The following is a 15,917-nucleotide window of genomic DNA, read 5'->3' on the forward strand; positions in this document are numbered from 1 at the left end:
CCGGAGAACCCCATGAGTGAACCCGTACTCCAGGCTCCAGCCGTGCCTGAAGGTGCGTTCGGCCGCCTGCTCGATGTCCTTTCCCGCCTGCTGGCCTTCCTCGGCGGCCTGCTGCTGGTGGCCATGACCCTGATGGCGACTTACAGCATTGCCATGCGCGCGCTGTTCGACGAGCCGCTGCTCGGCGACGTCGAGCTGGTGCAGATGGGCTGCGGCATCGCCATCGTCTTCTTCCTGCCGCTGTGCCAGCTGCGCCGCGGCAATGTCATCGTCGATGTTTTCACCCTGCATGCCTCGGCGCAGGTACGCAACGGACTCGATGCCCTGGGCGGCCTGCTGATGGCCCTGGCCGCAGCACTGCTGGCCTGGCGGTCACTGGTGGGCATGCTCGATGCCTACGGCACCGGTGAGGAGTCGATCATCATGGGCGTGCCGATCTGGTGGTCGATGACCGCCTTCGCGCCCGGTTTTGCATTGCTGGCGCTGGTGGCCCTGTACACCGCCTGGCAGGATTTTCGTGGTGAGGGTAAACCCGCATGAGCAGTGTTGAAATCGGCGGCTTGTTCCTCGCCATCCTTCTCGTCCTACTGGTGGTGCGCATCCCGATCGCCATCGCCATGCTGCTGACCGGCGTCGGCGGCTACGTCGCCATCAGTGGCTGGGCGCCCCTGCTGAGCTACATCAAGACCGTCGCCTACGGTCGATTCACCGTTTATGACCTGTCGGTCATTCCGCTTTTTCTGCTGATGGGCCAATTTGCCTCGCGGGGTGGGCTCGCGTCCGGCCTGTTCCGCTCCGCAGCGGCAATGATCGGCCACTGGCGCGGTGGCCTGGCAATGGCCGCGATAGGCTCTTGTGCCGCTTTTGGCGCAGTTTGCGGTTCTTCGATTGCCACCGCAGCCACCATGGGCCAGGTCGCGCTGCCCGAGCTGAAAAAGTACAACTATTCCGGCTCGCTGGCGGTCGGTAGCCTGGCCGCTGGCGGCACACTGGGCATACTCATTCCGCCTTCGGTGGTGCTGGTGATCTACGCCATCCTGGCCCAGGAAAACATCTCGGCGCTGTTCATGGCCGCCTTCATTCCCGGCGTGCTGGCTGCAATCGGCTACATGATCGCGATCGCCATTTACGTACGCATGAACCCCGACGCAGGGCCCGCCCAACCGCGCATGACCTGGCGTGAACGTCTTGCCGCGCAGAAAGGCGTGTGGCCGGTTTTCCTCATCTTCGTTCTGGTTCTGGGCGGTATTTATAGCGGCTGGTTCACTCCAACCGAGGCAGCCGCGATTGGCACCGTGGGCACCGGCTTCTTCGCCGTGGTGCTGGGCGGCATGCGCTGGGCCGGCTTCAAGGAAGTGCTCTACGGCACCGCGGTGACTACCGGCATGATCTTCATGATCCTGCTGGGCGCCGACATCATGAATTCCTTCCTGGCCGTCTCCCAGTTGCCTGTGGCGCTGGCCGAAGCCATCACCAACAGCGGCGTCGGGCCCTTCGTGGTGCTCGCGGGGATCCTTATCCTGTACCTGATCCTCGGCTGCGTGATGGACACCATGTCGATGATCCTGCTGACCATCCCGATCTTCTTCCCGCTGATCATGGGCCTGGATTTCTACGGCCTGGACCAGACCGAAAAGGCTATCTGGTTCGGCATCCTGGCGCTGATGGTGGTGGAAATCGGCATGATCACCCCGCCGGTGGGCATGAACGTCTACGTGATCAGCAGTATGGCCCGCGACGTGAGCTTGCGCGACGCCTTCCGCGGCGTGGTGCCTTTTCTCATCTCCGACATCGTTCGCGTGGTGATCCTGGTGCTGTTCCCGTCGATCACCCTGTGCCTGGTGCGGTGGCTGTCATGACCTCGACCGGCTAATCGAATTGCCGCCTGCGGCGGCTGCATCACTCCCCTGCGCTTTCGAATTCCGCAACGGCGATGGGGAGCCCTTAACCTTGAAAAAGGAAAACAACAACAATGAAGCACCTCACCCACAACACCCAAGCAAGCCGCATTCTGGTACCGACACTGCTCGCGGCGACCATCGCCGCCCTCGTCCCGCTGGCCGCCAGCGCCGAAGGCTTCGTCGACGACACCAAGATCACGGTCAATGCGCGCAACTTTTACATCGGTCGTGAATTCCGCGACGACTCGGTACAGCGCACCAAAGCCGAGGAATGGACCCAGAGCTTCATCCTCAACATCCAGTCCGGCTACACGCCCGGCCCGGTCGGCTTTGGCGTCGACGTGCTCGCTGGCCTGGCGATCAAGCTCGACGGCGGCCGCGGCACCTACGGCACCGCCCTGCTACCGACCCACGACGGCAACCGTCCGGCCGACGATTATGGCCGCTTCGGCGTGGCCGCCAAGGCCAAGCTCTCCAACACCGAACTGAAGATCGGCGAGATGATGCCCGTGCTGCCGATCCTGCGCTCGGACGACGGCCGCTCGCTGCCGCAGACCTTCGAGGGTGGCATGATCACTTCCAAGGAAATCGACGGCCTGACCCTCTACGGTGGCCAGTTCCGCCAGAACAGCACCCGTGACGACGCCAGCATGGAAGACATGTCCATGCAGGGTGCAGGTGCAGCCACTTCTGACCGCTTCAACTTCATCGGTGGCGAATACGCCTTCAACAACAAACAGACCACCGTTGGCCTCTGGACCGCCGAGCTGAAAGACGTCTACGAGCAGCAGTACGTGCAGCTGTTGCACGTCCAGCCATTGGGTGACGATCTCGCTCTGACTGCGAACCTTGGCTACTTCCAGGGTGATGAAGAAGGCAGCGCCCTGGCGGGCAATCTCGACAACAAGACCTACTCCGGTCTGTTCGGCTTGAAAACCGGCGGCAATACCTTTTATGTGGGCCTGCAGAAAGTCAGCGGCGACACCTGGATGCGCGTCAATGGCACAAGCGGCGGCACCCTGGCGAACGATAGCTTCAACAACAGCTACGACAACGCCGGCGAGAGCTCTTGGCAGGTTCGCCACGACTACAACTTCGCTGCCGTGGGTGTGCCTGGTCTGACGCTGATGAACCGCTACATCAGCGGCGACAACATCGAGACTGCCACCGACGACGATGCCAAGGAATGGGGCCGCGAAACCGAGGTGGCCTACACCATCCAGAACGGTCCGGCGAAGAACCTCAATATTAAGTGGCGCAACTCGAGCTTCCGCTCCCAGGCCAACACGCGTGACCTCGACGAGAACCGTCTGATCTTCAACTACCCGCTGTCGATCCTGTAACCGCTACACCGCAACGCTCCCGTTGTAACGCGTCTCTCCTGCGCGTGATTGCCTTGGCCCGTCAGATGACGGGCTTTTTTTCCCCCGCGCCTGCTGCCCTGCCCCAGCGGCCGGCCCTCCATTTATTACCGCGTCGACCGTGCTGACAAATGCACATTGGTCGCAACCCTCACGCGTCATGCCCTCCCTGGGGAACCTGGCGCCGCTTCCGCGACTCGTCTAGTAATAGAGCAACAGCCTCGCTTGGCAGTACGGAGCTGATGATGCCTACGACCTACAACATCGCATTGGTGACCCTGTCCATCCTGATCGCCATTGCCGGCTCCTTCACCGCGCTCGACCTGGCTAGCCGCGCTCGCGCTTCGACGGGGTGGATCCACCACGCTTGGCTGTGCTCGGCCGCCGTATCCATGGGCGGCAGCATTTGGTCGATGCACTTCGTCGGGATGCTCGCCTTCGGTATGCCCGGGATGGAGATCCGTTACGATCTCGCCCTCACGCTCTGGTCGCTGGTCGTGCCGATCGCGGTCACGGCAATCAGCTTTTTCGCCGTGAGCAGCCAGGGCCTAAGTCGTCGCACGCTTGGCGTCGGCGGTCTGTTCATGGGCCTCGGTATCGGTTCGATGCATTACATGGGCATGGCGGCCATGACGATGCACGCCGAGCTGTCCTATGACCGGCTGTGGGTCGCGATCTCCTTCCTCATCGCGATCGGCTCCGCCACCGTCGCGCTCTGGCTATCCGTCCGCAGCCGGCGCCTGATGCTGCAGGCGGTCTCGGCTGTCGCCATGGGTTTTGCCGTGGCCGGCATGCACTACTCGGCCATGGTGGCCGCACACTTCACCCCGCTGCACGATGCGATGCCCGCCCCCTCGGGTAACGGCCTCGACTTGTTGACCCTCGCATTGGCGGTCGCTGGCTCGACCTTCATCGTGCTGTTCATCGGCTTGGCCGCGTCGATGCACGACCGGCGCATGGCAGTGATCAGCGAGCGTGAAGCCGCGGCGTTGCGCCAGAGCGAAGAGCGGTTCCGCGAGCTGTACAGCAAGACGCCGCTGCCCCTGCATTCGCTGGATCAGGAGGGGTGCCTGCAATCGGTCAGCGACGCCTGGCTCAGCCTGGTGGGCTATCGGCGCGAGGACGTGATCGGCCGCCCGCTGATCAATTTCATGACCGAGCGCTCCGCACGCCAGATGCTCAGTCAGGACTGGCCGCTACTGCTGAAGACCGGCGAGTGCCTCGATGCCGAGTATCGCCTGGTGGCCAGAGCTGGCGCGTTTATCGATGTGCTCGCCTCCAGCCGTCTCGAACAGACCACACGCGGCACACTGATCATCGGCGGGCTGGTGAACATCACCGAACGGCGGCACGCTGAAGCCGCGCTCCGCCAGGCACAGAAGCTGGAAGCCGTCGGCAAGCTGACCGGCGGCATCGCCCACGATTTCAATAACCTGCTTGCAGTGATTGGTGGCAATCTCGAACTGCTCCGCAAACGCCTGCCAAGCGACACCCCCCGTGTCGGCAGCCTGGTCGAAAATGCACTTCTGGCCACGCAGCGCGGGACGAGCCTGGTGCAGCGAATGCTGGCCTTCGCTCGCAAGCAGGAGCTGAACCCGAGCTCGGTGGTACTGCATGATGTGGTGCTGAACATGCGCGAGCTGTTGCAACGCTCGGTGACCGCGAATATCAGCATCGAAACCCGTTTCCCGCTCAGCTTGCCGCCAGCCTATGTCGATGGGAATCAGCTGGAGATGGTGCTGATCAATCTGGTGGTCAACGCAAGGGACGCCATGCCCGGCGGTGGCACAATCTGCATCGAAGGCCAGTTGCGCGAAGCGGAGCAACAATACGTTGCGCTGATCGTGCGCGATACCGGCACCGGGATGAGCCCGGAGACCCTCACCCGCGCCACCGAGCCGTTCTTCACCACCAAGGGGCCGGGCAAAGGCACTGGGCTGGGCCTGTCGATGGCGCATGGGCTGGCCGAACAATCCGGCGGCCGGTTGGAGATTGAGAGTGCGCCGGACCGGGGCACCACCATTGAGTTGTGGCTGCCGCTGGGCGTTGCCTCTCAAGCCACCGTGTCGACATCGTCCGAACTGAACGAGGCCACCGCTGCGTCCGTGTCGGTGCTGTCGATGCTGGTGGTGGATGATGATCCGCTGGTATTGGCCAACACGGCGGCGCTTCTCGAGGATTTGGGCCATCGAGTGACTGCGGTGGACAGCGGCGAGGCAGCGCTCGATATCCTACGCCAGTCGGTAGCCTTCGATATCCTCATCACCGATCAGATGATGCCCGGCATGACCGGCACCCAACTTGCCAAGATCGTGCAGGACGAGAGACCGAATCTGCCAATCCTTTTGGTAAGCGGCTTTGCGGAGCTGTCCGAAGAAGGCCGGCGACTGCACACACTGGCCAAGCCGTTCACGCAGCAGACGCTTACGACGGCCATCGGCGAAACGCTTGGACGCCCGAACACAGGCGTGGTGGTGCCGCTGCACCATCGACGCTAACCCTCGACCGAGCGCAGCCACCGAGACGGTACGACAAGGAAAAAGCCGGCCATCAAGGCCGGCGTTTTCTGCTCCTTCAAACCCTTAAGGGACGCAGCCGATGGACTGGTTCAGCCGCATCGGCCACGAACTTCTCCCGTCAGGCTTTGCCTTTCTTGACGGCTGCACCCGAGCCGAGATCCGCTCCTGTCATCGGGTCGACGGAGACATCGGACTGGGTCCGCACCGCCATTTGTTGCACCACCTTCTGCTGAGCCTTGCTCAGATCGACCGAAGACTTGCCATCCCCACCGTCCACGGCCGGTTCCGGGCTCTCGACGAAATCCCATTCAGGCCCCTGATTCCAGGGCCCGCGCAGATCGCCTTCGCCTTGCGACAGGTTGTAGTAGACGTTGGCAAATTGCGGCTCGCCCGGCAGCTTGCCCTGAGGGAAGTTGGGTTGAATGGCGTGTAGCGCCTTCTCGAACGACTTTTGGTGAGCGATTTCGCGGGTCATGAGGAATTTCAACGCATCCTTGATCCCCGGGTCATCGGTCACGTTGATCAAGCGCTCGTAGACGATCTTGGCCCTGGCCTCAGCGGCGATGTTGGAACGCAGGTCCGCCGTCGGTTCGCCGATGGTGTCGATATAGGCCGCTGTCCAGGGGATCCCGCCGGAGTTGGTCAGAGCCGGCCCGCCGCCGTACAGCAACGAGGTGATGTGCGAATCATTGCCGCCGCCCGTCAGCGAGCGATACAGATCCGCCTCCTTCTCGACGCCCTCCGCCAGGTCGCCTTTGGCGCCCTTGTTGAGCATGCCGACAATGGAGCCAATCACCTCGAGGTGACTGAGCTCTTCGGTCGCGATGTCCATGAGCATGTCCTTGCGGCCTGGATCATCCTCGGACACGCCCTGAGTGAAATAGCGCATGGCGGCAGCAAGCTCGCCTTGCGGACCGCCGAACTGCTCAAGCATCAAGTTAGCCAGCCCCGGATTAGGGCCTGCTACTCGCACGGTGTATTGAAGCCTTTTGTTGTGGACGAACATAGTTCACCTCTCAATTTTGGACTTCCTTGGGGACTGCTTCCTTCGAATCGTTAAATAAGGGGTCGCGGCGATTCAGCACATTCGCAAGAGACCCTATGGATGGAGTACAGGCCATGGCAGCCGTCCGATTGTTTTTTTCAATGAAGTCCATGAGCGAAGTCAATGGACTGACCATTCGCCCAAGCTGTCTGCGCGCACCGGTGCGCATTGCCTGTTTTGCTGAACGTATCGAGGGCCGGCGACTCTATCGTTGCCGTGGTCCACTGATCGAGGTGACAGATGCTCCGTTCGAAAAGCCCTAGGCACGCCAAAGCACTCGGTATGGCGGGGTTAACGCTACTCGCCTGCGTCACGCCTGCGCTGGCCGATTCGCCCCAGGTGCTCGGCTGGGTCGAAAAGGGCCTGATTTTTCCAGAGAAAGTTGCCGTGAAATTCAAACTTGATACCGGCGCGCTGACCTCCTCGATGCACGCCGAGGACATCGATCGATTCGAAAAGGATGGCAATGACTGGGTGCGTTTCACCCTTGAGCTTGAAGACATCGATTCCGACAAGAAAACCGAGAAACGCATGGAGCGGGAAGTAGTACGGGACATCAAGGTGCGCGGGGCCGGTGGAGCGGAGAAACGGCCCGTGGTGCTGATGAAAGTGTGCCTTGGCAACCGGATTTACGAAGAGCAGTTCTCGCTGAACGATCGCGACAAGATGAACTATCCGGTGCTCATCGGGCGTCGTGCGCTGGAAGACATAGGGCTGGTGGATTCCTCCAAGACTTTCACTGTCGAACCGGACTGTTCGGCATAGAGGCCGCTGCGTACGCATCTGCCGCCTCGGTCCTGCCAACGGAACCGAAGGCAACGGCTGCCGACGACCGGGGCGAGTCGGCTGAACGATCCGCACCGTTTTTCTGCAACTCCTCACGGTCTCTTCCGGTCAACTGACCAGCGATTGATTGACGTTCGGTTGCGAATGCCCGCACCGGCCCGAACGCGACATGCAGCCATCACTTCGAAACGAGGAGAGGTACATGGAGCATCAAGGCGAATATTTACGGCAAGCCGCCATGCCCTCGGATATGGGCATGGAAGATCACATGCAGATGATGGAGCGTCGCCGTCTCGCCACCCTGTGGTGCCATTTCGCGAATGCCCTGCTCGGCTTTTGGCTGCTCAGCGCACCCTTCATCTTCGGCTATTCGAACATCGCCGGCACGGACCTGGATCTCGCCCGCCTGGCCTCCGAGCGCGACGTACCCGAGGTGGCCACCCGCGCGCTGCTGATGACCTGGAACGACGTGATCTGCGGCGTGCTGATCGTGCTGCTCTCGGTGTTTTCGCTGAAGCGGATGGCATGGGCGCAGTGGGCCAACACGGTCATGGGGCTTTGGCTGATGTTCGCCCCGCTGCTGTTCTGGACGCCTTCGCCGGCCAGCTATGGCAATGCGTTGTTGGTCGGCGGGCTGGTCATCACCTTTTCGACCTTGGTGCCGATGATGCCGGGCATGAGCATGTCCGGGATGATGCAAAAAGCCGCGGTGCCACCAGGCTGGGACTATAACCCCTCAACCTGGCTGCAACGGCTACCCATCGCGATCCTCGCGGTGATCGGCATTCTCCTGGCGCGCTACCTGGCGGCCTATCAGCTCGGCCATACCTCGAATGCCTGGGATCCTTTCTTCGGCACCCAGCCCAACGGCACGGAAACCATCATCACGTCCGACATGTCGCGCGCCTGGCCGGTCTCCGACGCGGGAGTCGGCGTCATGGCCTACATGATCGAGCTGCTGATGGCGGTGATGGGCGATGCGCGCCGCTGGCGAACCATGCCCTGGATGGTGGCCGCGTTCGGTGTGGTCGTGGTGCCGCTGGGCGCGGTGAGCATCTTTTTTATCATTGCCCAGCCGATCTTCATTAACACCTGGTGCACCCTGTGCCTGATCCAGGCCTTGGCGATGCTGGTGATGATGCCCTACGCGCTGGATGAACTGGTCGCCATGGGCCAGTTCCTCAAGGATGCGCGCCGCCGTGGCAAACCGTTCTGGAAGACCTTCTTCCAGGGCGATGCCATGGAGGGCGCGCGCGAGGACAACACGCCCGAATTCGATGGGGATCTTTCCGCCATGACGCTCAAAGGGCTTCGCGGCGTAAACCTGCCATGGGGCCTGGCACTGCTTTGTGTCCTCGGCGTCTGGCTGATGTGCACCCGCCTGATCTTCGGCACCGAAGGTGCGATGGCCAACAGCGACCACCTGATGGGCTCGTTGCTGATCACCGTCTCGGTGCTGGCGTTCGCCGAGGTGGCGAGACCACTGCGCTTTCTCAACCTGCCGATCGGTGCCTGGCTGCTCGCCTCACCCGCCTTTCTCGACGGTGCCGGACTCGCCGCCACCGTGGGCAGCCTGGTGGCTGGCGCGCTGGTCATCGGCCTGAGCCTGCCGCGCGGCCCGATCAACCATCGCTATGCCGGCTGGAATGCCCTGCTGCGTTAGCGGCAGCCTTCCCTCACAAAAATGGAGCGCTGACATGACCGACCGCCAACAGACAGCCGTAATCTGCGGCGGAACCGCCGGTGTAGGACGTGCAACGGCGCACGCCTTCGCCCAGGCTGGCTACCGGATCGCCGTGATTGCGCGCGGCGAACAGGGCCTGGCGGACACCCGCAGCGAACTGGAGGCGACCGGCGCGAACGTTCTGTCGATCGCCGCGGATGTCGCCGACGCCGAAGCGATCGATCGAGCAGCCGATCAGATCGAGGCGGAACTTGGACCAATCGAGATCTGGGTCAACGCGGCCATGGCGACGGTGTTCGGTCCGGTGAACAAGATCAGCGCAGCGGAATACAAGCGCGTGACCGAGGTGACCTATCTCGGCTTCGTCCACGGCACGCTGGCGGCCCTGCGCCATATGGAATCACGCAACCGCGGCACCATCATCCAGGTGGGCTCGGCGTTGTCCTATCGGGCGATACCGCTGCAATCGGCCTACTGCGCTGCCAAGTTCGCGATTCGCGGTTTTACCGACTCGCTGCGCTGCGAATTGATCCACACCAACAGCCGGGTGCGGCTGACCATGGTGCAGCTGCCAGCGCACAACACGCCGCAGTTCGATTGGTCGCGCAACAAGATGCAGAAGCGGCCGCAGCCGGTCCCGCCGATCCATACGCCCGAGGTGGCCGCGCGCGCGATCGTCCGCGCGGCAACTGATGCGCCGCGCGAGTTGTGGCTCGGGCGCGCCTCGTTCCAGGCGATCATCGGCAATATGTTCATGCCCGGCCTGCTCGACCGGATGATGGCCAAGCAGGCCTGGAGCGGACAGATGACCGACGAGCCAGCCAGCGACGAGCAATCCGACAATCTTGTCCAGCCGGTGGAAGGCTTGCACCGCATCGAAGGCCGCTTCGGCGCTCAGGCAAAACACAAGGCACTGGGTCTGAGTTCCGAGACGGTGGGCAAGCTAGCCGCTGCCGGACTGGCGGTGACGGGCGTAATCGTCATCGCGGTAGTGGCGGTCATCGCCGGCTGATCGGCGTCAGCCCTGATGCTGCAGCCCGCCCAGTTCCTGCCTTGCCTGGCGCACCACCGAGAAGCCGGCAGACAGCGCCAGTCCTGCCATGATCAGCGCCACGACGAGATCAGGCCAACCCGTACCCGTACCGAAGACGCCGGCCGCGGCGATCATCACCGCAATGTTACCCAGCGCATCGTTGCGGCTGCACAGCCAGACCGAGCGCATGTTCGAGTCACCCTCGCGAAACGCATAGAGCATCAGCGCCACGATGACATTGGCGACCAGCGCCAGCGCACCGATGACGCCCATGGTCAGAGGTTCCGGTACCACGCCGGCATAAACAGACCAGCCGGCGCGGCCAAGCACGAACACACCGAAGGCCAACATCGACAGGCCTTTGACCATAGCCGCGCGCGCGCGCCAAACCAGTCCCATGGACAGCACCACCAGAGTAATGCCGTAGTTGGCGGCATCACCGGCGAAGTCGATGGCGTCCGCCAGCAGAGAGACCGAGCCGGACCGCAGCCCGCTGATGATTTCCACGACGAACATGACCAGATTGATCGCCAGCGCGACCCACAGGGCTCTGCGAAAGCCCGGGCTGACCGCCGGGGTTGAACAGCCGGAATCACAGCATCTCGACGACATAGGATTGCCTCCTGAACTATATTCGGAGCCATTGCACACCCTGGAGCAGCTCCAGGGTCAAGCCCCATTTTTTTGTGGGCGGCACTGCAGCGAGAAGGAGACCATGATGCGCATAGGCGAGCTGAGTACCACGGCAGGCGTCGAAGTCGAGACCATTCGCTACTACGAGAAAGTCGGGCTGATGCCAGCACCGGAGCGCGGCGCCAATGGCTACCGTTCCTATTCTTCCCAGCAGCTGGCGCACCTGGTGTTCATCCGTCACTGCCGTGCACTGGACATTGGTCTGGCCGATATCCGCCGGCTGCTGGAGTTTTCCAACCAGCCGGACGCCAGCTGCGGCGACATCAACCTGCTGATCGACGAGCAGCTCGAGCGCGTCCGCTCGCGACTGGAGAGCCTCCAGGCCCTGGAGCATCAGTTACAGGCGCTGCGCAGTTGCTGCACCGGCAACGACGCTGCGCAAGGCTGCGGCATCATCAACGAGCTGGCCAACACGGCGGCGGACCAGACGGGGCCGCTGTCCGACCAGTAGAGAGCGACCCACGCGGCAGCATCATTTCCACTCGACGGCCACGCCAATCCATGGCCATAGCGGAGCGCTCACAGAGCGTCTTACGCTTGGCGAGGCGCAGCGGCAGGGATAATCTGCGTCCTTTTGCCGCGAGCCCGCCCAATGCCCCTGTTCGACATGCTGCTACTCATCGCTGCCGGTTTCGCCGCGGGAGGCATGAATGCCCTGGCCGGTGGCGGTACCTTCTTTTCCTTCCCGGCGCTGTTGGCCACCGGGCTACCGCCGGTCACGGCCAATGCGACCAATGCCGTGGCGCTCTGGCCCGCCAGCCTCGCCGGTGCCTGGGCGGCGCGCTCGGCGCTACGGCCACTGGGCCGTTATCTGATCCCTCTGCTACTGGCGGGATTGATCGGTGGCCTGCTCGGCGGCCTGCTGCTGCTCGCCAGCGGCGATGACGTATTCAGCCTGCTGATTCCCTGGCTGCTGCTCGTCGCCACCGCCTTGTTCGCTGCCAGCCCCTGGTTGAGCCGTTGGCTGGCGGCGCGTCGCAAGGATGGCAGTGCCGTGCCGCCCCATGCGCCAGCATCACTGGCGGCGCATGGCCTGGTGTCCATCTACGGCGGCTATTTCGGCGCGGGCATGGGTATTCTGCAGTTGGCGGCATTCTCCATCGAAGGGCACCCGCTGGTTCGCGCCAATGCCCTGAAGAACCTCATTTCCGCCGTCATCTATAGCGTCGCCACAGCCACCTTCATTATTGCCGGCCGCGTGAGCCTGTACGAGCTGGCAATCCTGCTGATCGGCACCACGCTGGGCGGCTACGCCGGTGGTGCGCTGAGCAAGAAGCTGCCGGCCAACTGGCTGCGGGCCTTTGTCATCGTGGTCGGTAGCAGCATGACGCTCTACTATTTCCAGGCCACCTATTGGCGTTGATCGCTGCCTAGACCGACCGGCTTATGGCTTATGCCATCCAGCTCTGCTAGTGTCGCGCCCGTTTCAGAGCAGCCGCAGAGAACAGGTTCCGCCATGGCCCGCAAGAAAGTCGCCCTCGATTTCGAACAATCCCTCGCCGAGTTGCAGCAACTGGTCGAGCGCCTGGAAAGTGGCGAGCTGTCGCTGGAGGATTCGCTGACCTGCTTCGAGCAGGGCATCGGTCTGACCCGTGTTTGCCAGACTGCCCTCAGCCAAGCCGAGCAGAAGGTGCAGATGCTTCTCGAGCGCGACGGCAAATTGCAGGAAGCACCCTTCGAGGTGGATCCGGAAGCATGATCGGCGACTATCAGAAACGCTGCCAGCAACGCGTCGACAGCTGTCTCGATACTCTTTTCATCCCGCCACGCCACGAACTCGAGCGCCTCTACCAGGCCATGCGCTACAGCGTCATGAATGGCGGCAAGCGCGTGCGCCCACTGTTGGTCTACGCCGCCTGCGAGGCGCTCGGGGGCGATAGCGTGCAAGCCGATGGCGCGGCCTGCGCCGTCGAGCTGATCCATGCCTATTCGCTGGTGCATGACGACCTACCGGCGATGGACGATGACGATCTACGCCGTGGCCAGCCGACCACTCACAAGGCCTTCGACGAAGCCTGCGCGATCCTCGCCGGCGACGGCCTGCAAACCTTGGCCTTCGAAGCGCTGGCGGCCGAGGCGAACAACCCACGGGATCCGGCGTTACGCCTGGAGATGGTCACAAGCCTCGCACGCGCGGCGGGTCCGGCCGGGATGGTCGGCGGACAGGCGATCGATTTAGGATCGGTCGGCCGCAAACTGGGCCGTGAAGCGCTGGAGCTGATGCACCGACACAAAACCGGCGCGCTGATCGAAGCCAGTGTGCGTCTCGGCGCGCTCGCCAGCGGTCGCTCCAATGCCAACACGCTCGCCGCCTTGCAGCGCTACGCAGAGGCTATTGGCCTGGCCTTCCAGGTGCAGGACGACATTCTCGACGTGGAGAGCGACACCGTCACGCTCGGCAAGCATCAGGGCGCCGACATTGCCCGTGACAAGCCCACCTACCCGGCTCTACTGGGCCTGGATGCGGCCAAGATCTACGCACGCGAGCTACGGGATACGGCGCTCGAAGCGGTCGCGCCCTTCGGTGCTTCCGCCGAGCCTTTACGCCAACTGGCGTGCTTCATCGTCGAACGCCGCAGCTGAATCCTGGCCCAGCAGCCGTGTCGCTGAACGACCAGCGATGACCGTTGATGCCTGAGTCATTCTTCTCGCTGTAACCATCGGGTAAACTGCGGCTCTTTTTTCAGCCAAAACGATTCGCCCGATGCCCAAGACGTTCCATGAGATTCCTCGGGTCCGCCCTGCGACGCCCGTTCTAGATCGCGCGGCGACTCCCGAGCAGCTGCGCCGACTGGGCGAAGCGGAACTTGATGAACTCGCCAACGAATTGCGGCAGGACCTGCTGTACAGCGTCGGCCGGACCGGCGGGCACTTCGGCGCCGGCCTCGGCGTGATCGAGCTGACCATCGCCCTGCATTACGTCTACGACACGCCGGCCGACCGCCTGGTGTGGGATGTCGGCCATCAGGCGTATCCGCACAAGATCCTCACCGGACGCCGCGAGCGTATGGCCAGCCTGCGCCAAAAGGATGGCCTCGCCGCCTTCCCGCGTCGTAGCGAGAGCGAATACGACACCTTCGGCGTCGGCCACTCCAGTACGTCCATCAGCGCCGCACTGGGCATGGCCATCGCCGCCCGCCTGCAAGGCAAGAAGCGCAAGTCCATTGCCGTAATCGGCGACGGCGCGCTCACCGCCGGCATGGCGTTCGAGGCCCTGAACCATGCGCCTGAAGTTGGCGCCGACATGCTGGTCGTGCTCAACGACAACGACATGTCGATCTCGCGCAACGTCGGCGGCCTGTCCAACTACCTGGCCAAGATTCTCTCCAGCCGCACCTATTCGAGCATGCGTGAGGGCAGCAAGAAGGTCCTGTCGCGCCTGCCGGGCGCCTGGGAAATCGCCCGCCGCACCGAGGAATACGCCAAGGGCATGCTGGTTCCCGGCACCCTGTTCGAAGAGCTTGGCTGGAACTACATCGGCCCTATCGACGGCCATGACTTGCCGACCTTGATCGCCACCCTGCGCAACATGCGCGACCTGGCCGGCCCCCAATTCCTGCACGTGGTGACCAAGAAGGGCAAAGGCTTCGCCCCGGCGGAAGTCGACCCCATCACCTGGCATGCGATCAGCAAGCTGGAGCCCGTGGGTGCTCCCGCCACGCCGAAGAAACCCAGCGGCCCGAAATACTCCAATGTCTTTGGCCAATGGCTGTGCGACATGGCCGCCGCCGATCCGTGTCTGACCGGCATCACCCCGGCGATGAAGGAAGGCTCCGATCTGATTGACTTCAGCGAGCGCTACCCGGATCGGTATTTCGACGTGGCCATCGCCGAGCAGCACGCGGTCACCTTGGCCGCCGGCATGGCCTGCGAGGGTGCCAAGCCGGTGGTGGCGATTTATTCGACCTTCCTCCAGCGCGCCTACGATCAACTGATCCATGACGTCGCCGTACAGAATCTCGACGTGCTGTTCGCCATCGACCGCGCCGGCCTGGTCGGCGAAGACGGTCCGACCCATGCCGGCAGTTTCGATCTGTCCTATCTGCGCTGCATCCCCGGCATGTTGGTAATGACCCCAAGCGACGAGAACGAGATGCGCCGCATGCTTACCACCGGCTATCACTTCCAGGGTCCCGCGGCGGTGCGTTACCCGCGCGGCACGGGCCCGAACGCAGCGATCGAGCCCGGACTCGAGCCGCTGGAAATCGGCAAGGGCGTGGTGCGTCGTCAGGGCAACAATGTCGCCTTGCTGGTCTTCGGTGTTCAGCTGACCGAGGCACTGAAGATCGCTGAAGCGCTCGACGCTACCGTGGTCGATATGCGCTTCGTCAAACCCCTGGACGAAGCACTGGTGCGCGAGATGGCCGACAGCCACGACCTGCTGGTGACCGTCGAGGAAAACAGCATCATGGGCGGGGCCGGCAGTGCCGTCGGCGAATTCCTCGCAGCCGAAAACCTGCAGAAACCGATCCTCCATATAGGATTGCCGGACTACTACGTCGAGCACGCCAAGCCCGGCGAAATGCTGAAGGAATGCGGCCTCGATGCTGCGGGTATCGAGGCATCGATACGCGCGCGCCTGGCGATGTTGGACGCGTAGCCTCAGAGCGGTCACGCCGCCGCGGATGGCTACGAGGCGGGTTTCTCGCCTTTACTCTGTTCGGTGGATCGGTGGAGCATGATCCACCCTACACCGCAGCCAGTAGGTTGGGTTAGACGTCAATCCGTTGATGTACAGATCGACGCGGAGTTGCCAGCGCCGTAACCCACCATGGTAGCCAACCGTACCATCGCATTGGCGGGTTACTCGGCGCCCACCCTGTGCAGTGGGCTCCGATAAGGAATATGCCGCTAACCCACCCTGCGCTCGTTCCTTGGCCACGCGAACCAACCCG

Annotated in this window: 14 protein-coding genes; 12 read left to right on the plus strand and 2 right to left on the minus strand. The window is 63.0% G+C overall.

Features of this window, described 5'->3' with window-relative positions; genetic code table 11:
* The first annotated feature begins 12 nt into the window (after window positions 1–12).
* The 4 genes from CH92_RS17815 to CH92_RS17830 all read left to right on the plus strand — a co-directional run bounded on the left by CH92_RS17815 (window position 13) and on the right by CH92_RS17830 (window position 5,760).
* On the plus strand, window positions 13–540 hold the full coding sequence (locus tag CH92_RS17815) for a TRAP transporter small permease (protein ID WP_025243117.1): 528 nt from the start codon (window positions 13–15) through the stop codon (window positions 538–540).
* Complete coding sequence (locus CH92_RS17820) at window positions 537–1,859, plus strand: TRAP transporter large permease (RefSeq protein WP_025242122.1); 1,323 nt, start codon at window positions 537–539, stop codon at window positions 1,857–1,859. Before CH92_RS17815 ends, CH92_RS17820 begins: the two co-directional genes overlap by 4 nt.
* A 113-nt stretch (window positions 1,860–1,972) precedes the next feature.
* On the plus strand, window positions 1,973–3,244 hold the full coding sequence (locus tag CH92_RS17825; RefSeq protein WP_025243118.1) for an OprD family porin: 1,272 nt from the start codon (window positions 1,973–1,975) through the stop codon (window positions 3,242–3,244).
* Between the two features lie 263 nt (window positions 3,245–3,507).
* Window positions 3,508–5,760, plus strand: a complete 2,253-nt coding sequence (locus CH92_RS17830) for an MHYT domain-containing protein (RefSeq protein WP_235206165.1) — start codon at window positions 3,508–3,510, stop codon at window positions 5,758–5,760.
* Window positions 5,761–5,899: 139 nt separating this feature from the next.
* On the opposite strand, the gene CH92_RS17835 is transcribed toward CH92_RS17830, so the two are convergent.
* Window positions 5,900–6,787 (minus strand): manganese catalase family protein, encoded by an 888-nt coding sequence (locus CH92_RS17835; protein ID WP_025243120.1) that lies wholly within the window; start codon window positions 6,785–6,787, stop codon window positions 5,900–5,902.
* A 321-nt stretch (window positions 6,788–7,108) separates the two neighbouring features.
* Between CH92_RS17835 and CH92_RS17845 the strand changes: the two genes are divergently transcribed.
* The 3 genes from CH92_RS17845 to CH92_RS17855 all read left to right on the plus strand — a co-directional run bounded on the left by CH92_RS17845 (window position 7,109) and on the right by CH92_RS17855 (window position 10,308).
* The gene (locus CH92_RS17845; RefSeq protein WP_038623106.1) at window positions 7,109–7,591 is read left to right on the plus strand and encodes an ATP-dependent zinc protease; all 483 of its coding nucleotides are present in this window, start codon (window positions 7,109–7,111) and stop codon (window positions 7,589–7,591) included.
* A gap of 223 nt (window positions 7,592–7,814) precedes the next feature.
* Window positions 7,815–9,275, plus strand: coding sequence for a vitamin K epoxide reductase family protein (locus CH92_RS17850; protein WP_235206166.1), 1,461 nt, complete (start codon window positions 7,815–7,817; stop codon window positions 9,273–9,275).
* Window positions 9,276–9,309: 34 nt separating this feature from the next.
* Window positions 9,310–10,308 (plus strand): SDR family oxidoreductase, encoded by a 999-nt coding sequence (locus CH92_RS17855; RefSeq protein ID WP_025243124.1) that lies wholly within the window; start codon window positions 9,310–9,312, stop codon window positions 10,306–10,308.
* Between the two features lie 6 nt (window positions 10,309–10,314).
* On the opposite strand, the gene CH92_RS17860 is transcribed toward CH92_RS17855, so the two are convergent.
* The gene (locus CH92_RS17860) at window positions 10,315–10,941 is read right to left on the minus strand and encodes a cation transporter (RefSeq protein ID WP_025243125.1); all 627 of its coding nucleotides are present in this window, start codon (window positions 10,939–10,941) and stop codon (window positions 10,315–10,317) included.
* A gap of 103 nt (window positions 10,942–11,044) precedes the next feature.
* Here CH92_RS17860 and CH92_RS17865 point away from each other — a divergent pair, with 103 nt between their 5' ends.
* The 5 genes from CH92_RS17865 (at window position 11,045) to dxs (ending at window position 15,622) form a co-directional block, all read left to right on the plus strand.
* Window positions 11,045–11,473, plus strand: a complete 429-nt coding sequence (locus tag CH92_RS17865; RefSeq protein ID WP_235206167.1) for a Cd(II)/Pb(II)-responsive transcriptional regulator — start codon at window positions 11,045–11,047, stop codon at window positions 11,471–11,473.
* 141 nt (window positions 11,474–11,614) lie between these two features.
* A complete protein-coding gene (locus tag CH92_RS17870) occupies window positions 11,615–12,385 on the plus strand; it encodes a sulfite exporter TauE/SafE family protein (protein WP_025243127.1) in 771 nt (256 codons plus the stop codon).
* A gap of 93 nt (window positions 12,386–12,478) precedes the next feature.
* Complete coding sequence (locus CH92_RS17875) at window positions 12,479–12,721, plus strand: exodeoxyribonuclease VII small subunit (RefSeq protein ID WP_025243128.1); 243 nt, start codon at window positions 12,479–12,481, stop codon at window positions 12,719–12,721.
* The gene (gene ispA / locus CH92_RS17880) at window positions 12,718–13,605 is read left to right on the plus strand and encodes a (2E,6E)-farnesyl diphosphate synthase (protein ID WP_025243129.1); all 888 of its coding nucleotides are present in this window, start codon (window positions 12,718–12,720) and stop codon (window positions 13,603–13,605) included. Before CH92_RS17875 ends, ispA begins: the two co-directional genes overlap by 4 nt.
* A 121-nt stretch (window positions 13,606–13,726) precedes the next feature.
* Complete coding sequence (dxs, locus tag CH92_RS17885) at window positions 13,727–15,622, plus strand: 1-deoxy-D-xylulose-5-phosphate synthase (protein ID WP_025243130.1); 1,896 nt, start codon at window positions 13,727–13,729, stop codon at window positions 15,620–15,622.
* The last annotated feature ends 295 nt before the right edge of the window (window positions 15,623–15,917 follow it).

It is taken from the genome of Stutzerimonas stutzeri, assembly GCF_000590475.1.
Taxonomy (GTDB): Bacteria; Pseudomonadota; Gammaproteobacteria; order Pseudomonadales; family Pseudomonadaceae; genus Stutzerimonas; species Stutzerimonas stutzeri_D.